The sequence below is a fragment of the Brevundimonas sp. genome, from assembly GCF_044239655.1.
In the GTDB taxonomy this organism is placed as follows: domain Bacteria; phylum Pseudomonadota; class Alphaproteobacteria; order Caulobacterales; family Caulobacteraceae; genus Brevundimonas.
Map to the genome: position 1 here is coordinate 1 of NZ_JBIIAY010000178.1, position 4175 is coordinate 4175.

Below are 4175 nucleotides of genomic sequence, written 5' to 3' on the forward strand. Positions count from 1 at the left end.
ACGCCCTGATGGAGAAGACCCGTCTGGCCTCGGTGCTCGAGGTCCATTTCGGCTGGTCGGACCTGGGGGCCTGGGACGCGATCGCCGCCAGCGGCGAGGGCGACACCGGCCTGCATATCTTCGAGGACGCCGAGGGCTGTCTGGCCCGCTCGGCCGACGGTATCATGGTGGCGGCCCTGGGCGTCCGCAATCTGGCGATCATCGCCGAGAAGGATGCGGTCCTGGTCTGCGACCTGTCGCGGGCCCAGGACGTGAAGCGGATCGTCGAGCGGCTGAAGGTCGCCTCGCCCCAGCATCTGGATTTCGTGCGGCCGGTCCCCGAGACCTTGGCCGTGGGCGGCAGACGTTTCGCCGACTGGCTGAGGCTGCGGGCCCTGCCGACCTGGTCCAGCCTGGGTCAGGACGCCAACGGGGTCTTCGCCGAGGTCATCGGCCTGGACGGGCGTCTGGTGAACACCGCGCGCCGGGCCCGGGTCCAGGCGCGCCAGATCTATGTCTTCGCCCAGGCGGGCCAGCTGGGCTGGGCCGGTCCGTGGCGGCGTTGCGTGGATGAGGGGGTGGCGCGTCTGATCGCCGACTACCTGCGTCCCGACGGCCTGTGCCGCACCCTGCTGGCGGCCGATGGCGCGCCGCTGGACGAGACGGCGATGGTCTATGACCAGGCCTTCGTGATGTTCGCCCTGGCGATGGCCAAGGGCGCCGGTTGCGCCGAGCCGACGCTGGAGGCCCGGGCGGTCACCATCCGCGATCTGCTGCGGGCGGGCGCACAGCCCAACGGCGGTCTGATCGAGGGCGGGGACGACGCCTATCAGTCCAACTGCCACATGCATCTGCTGGAGGCCTGTCTGGCCTGGGAGGAGGCCGGCGGCGACGCGGGCTGGACCGAGCTGGCCGATCAGGTGGTCGCCCTGGCGCGTTCGACCTTCATCGACGCGCAAGGCGGCTTCCTGCGCGAGTTCTTCGGGGCGGACTGGAAGCCGGCGGCGGGCGAGGCCGGGCGTCTGGTCGAGCCGGGGCACCAGTTCGAATGGGCCTGGCTGTTCGCCCGCTATGCCCGCGCCCGGGGCGACGCATCGGCGCTGGAGGTTGCGCGCAAACTCTACGCCCACGGCAACAGCGGCGTGATCGAGCGGCTGGCCGTCGCGGTCGATGCCATGAACGAGGACGACTCGATCCGCAGCCAGAGGGCACGGCTATGGCCCCAGACGGAGTGGCTGAAGGCCTCGCTGATCTTGGCCGAGATGAGCACCGACGGCGAGCGTCAGGCCTGTCTGGACAATGCGGCGGCGGCCCAGCGGGCCCTGTGGTTCTATCTGTCCGAGGACGGCCTGTGGCGCGACAAGCGGCTGCCCGACCGGAAATTCATCGACGAACCCGCCCCGGCCAGCTCCTTCTATCACATCATGGCTGCCTTCCGGCAGCTGTCGGACACCGCCGCCAGCAGCGACATCGACGCTTTGACGGGCTTCGACCTGAAGTAGGATTCAGCGTCTGCGCTTGAGGCCCAGGACCCTCAGGGCCTTGGAGGTCCGGGTCTTGACCTTGCGCGACAGGGTCGGCTGGTTGACGAACAGATCCGCCGCCCGGATGCCGCCCTCGAACGGGCTGATCGTGCCGGCCGCGACCCGCTCGCCGAGTTCGCCCAGGAACCGTTCCGGATCGTCGAACCGCATGGCGGCGAAGTCCGGGAAGGCATAGCGCCACCATTCGCTGGCCAGCAGGGCCTCGATGACGGGATCGGGAAACCGCATCCGGATGATCCGCGCCGGATTGCCCGCCACCACTGCATAGGGAGGCACCGATTTGGTCACGATCGAGCCTGTCCCCACCGCGCAGCCATGCCCAAGGGTGATGCCGCGGGCCAGGGTGGCGTCCTGGCCGATCCAGACGTCATGGCCGACGACGGGCGCCTGGAACCGGGCCTCGTCAGGCTCCGGATAGCGGGGTGTGAAGCCGGCGTCGGGGAAGTCCTGCAGCGCCGCCTTAAACGGGGCCAGTTCCATGTCCCCGCTGCACGACGAAGTCGTCACGAACGACAGGGGATGGTTGCCCGGAAACACCGTGACCCCGCCCGCGATCGAACAATAACGGCCGAACTTCAGCCCCATGTCGAGCGGGTTGAAATGCGACCAAGTGTAGCTGAACGCCCCCATGCTGCAGAAGATCAGGCCGGCGAACATGGCCGTGTATTTCTCGAGCACCACGTCGGGGTTGAACGACACGATCTGGCCGGGAACCAGACGGTCGGATCCGTCCGGCATGGTGAAGATGCGGTTCTCCCGAAGCGCGACGAGGTCTCGCTCGGTCAGGGTGTGATGGATACTCATGGACTTGTCTTCCCGGCCCGGAGAGGTCGCCGACGCTCTCAGGGAATGTCGAACTCAATGGCGTCCCTGAGGTCCAGGCGAGCCCGCAGATTGGAGGAGCCCGTATAGCCCAGGGCGACCAGTCCGACGACGAAGTCGCGGACATCGACGTTCGGCACCTCATAGGCGCCGGTGACGGCGATGGAGAGGCTGCATAGGCCGTCGGCCCCGACCTTGCCGAACAGCCGGATCATCCGACCGCCCGCCAAGGAGACGACCGGCGCCTTGAACGCCGTCCGGGGATCACCGCCCCCGACCGTGACCGTGACCTCGGTGTCGGCGTGCCAGGGCGCGCAATGCAGTTGGACGAAGACGGTGATTTCCTCGTCGCGCGGCAGGTCGACCTTGAAGACGATCTCGCCATACCGCCCCTTCATCCAGGCGCCGTGGTTCTCCGGATCGTAGAACTGGTCGGCGATCAGCAGGCGGAAGGGCGAGTGCATATACTCCTGGATCGAGAAGCCGCTGCTGACCAGGGTCCGGGGCTGGAACAGATAGCCCTCGGGGATCGAGACGCTGCCGACCGGGGTCACGGGCGTCTGGCTGAACTCGTCGATGCGCGACAGCATGTCGGAGGTGACTTCCTCCCAGGAGCGCGGGACGAAATTCTGTTCGATGTTGAGGCGACGCTCCTCCAGATAGTCGGCGTCGACGATCATCTTGCGGAAGACCTCGATCCCGCCCCTCAGGTTGAAGGGGTCGATATAGTCGATGAAGGCGCCGCCGACCTCGGGGATGGAGGAGGTGTCCGACGCCACGCAGGGCTTGCCGTGCATCAGGCTCTCGCCGACCGGCAGGCCCCAACCCTCGACGAAGCTGGTGAAGACCGTGAACTGGCAATGCTCATAGACGGCGTTCAGTTCGGAATCCGTCAGGTCGTGGACGAACTGGACCTTGCCGTCCAGGTTGTGGGTGCCGTCCAGCAGGTCCATCAGCCCGTCGATCCGCCAGCCCTTGCGGCCGACGAAGATCAGGTGAGGCGTTTCGACGCCCTCGGCGGCCAGTTGGCGCCAGGCATTGACCACATAGGCGTGGTTCTTGCGGCCCTCGATCGTCGACACATAGGCGACATAGGGCTTGCCCTTGATGGCGTTGAGCTTGGCGGGCCATTGGCTGCCCGGCGTCCGCGCGGTCAGGGAATGGGCCAGGGGCACGGCCGCGGCCGGGAAGGTCCGGTCGCTGTGCTTGGCCATGAAGTCGAGCAGGGTGTCCTTGGTGCTGACCGAGATGGTCAGGATGAAGTCCACGATCCGGCACAGTTCGCTGACCGAGCGCGAGAAGTCGCGGACCAGACCCGCATCGCAGAACTCCGGATGGGAGATCGGGATGATGTCATAGATATAGGCGCCGATCCGGGCGCCCGCGCGCTTGGCCGTGATGAAGCGGTCGGCTGTGTTGCCGTGGCTCCAGAAGCAGCCCAGCAGGATGATGGTCGTCCCGTGACCCGGATAGACGGCGGTGGCGTTGGCCTCGCAGAGGTCCAGCTTGGCGCGCAGCCGGCCATGATCGACATTGGCTCCCGACGCATAGGCGATGAGATCGGCCAGATCGTTCGGCCGGATCTTCCAGAAGACGCTGCGCTCGATATTGCCGTTCAGGTCGTTGACGATGAAATGGGTGTTGGGGCGGTTCTGGGCGATACAGTCGGCGGCGATGCCGGCCTGAACCCGCTGGATGCCCGACATGGTCGGGTGGGCCTTCAGATAGCCGAACAGGTCCTGGATCGAGAACAGCACCGCCCCGTCCGGAAGCTCGCTGGCCAGCAGGGTATCGGCATCGGCCAGGATCGAGTGGGCGCGACCGCCGCTC

Annotated in this window: 3 protein-coding genes; 1 reads left to right on the forward strand and 2 read right to left on the reverse strand. The window is 67.0% G+C overall.

Going from position 1 to position 4175, the window contains the following annotated elements; all coding sequences use genetic code 11:
* Positions 1–1481, forward strand: a 1481-nt coding sequence (locus ACILQR_RS15770; RefSeq protein WP_395652330.1) for an AGE family epimerase/isomerase, incomplete at its 5' end; no start/stop codon positions are given.
* Positions 1482–1484: 3 nt separating this feature from the next.
* On the opposite strand, the gene ACILQR_RS15775 is transcribed toward ACILQR_RS15770, so the two are convergent.
* Positions 1485–2327, reverse strand: a complete 843-nt coding sequence (locus ACILQR_RS15775; protein WP_395652331.1) for a CatB-related O-acetyltransferase — start codon at positions 2325–2327, stop codon at positions 1485–1487.
* 38 nt (positions 2328–2365) lie between these two features.
* On the reverse strand, positions 2366–4175 hold a 1810-nt coding region (locus ACILQR_RS15780; protein ID WP_395652332.1), incomplete at its 5' end, for a glycosyltransferase family 4 protein.

Bases quoted from the DNA above. Each gene is read 5' to 3' on its own strand.
- ACILQR_RS15775 (WP_395652331.1), bottom strand. From the start codon at position 2,327: ATGAGTATCCATCACACCCTGACCGAGCGAGACCTCGTCGCGCTTCGG.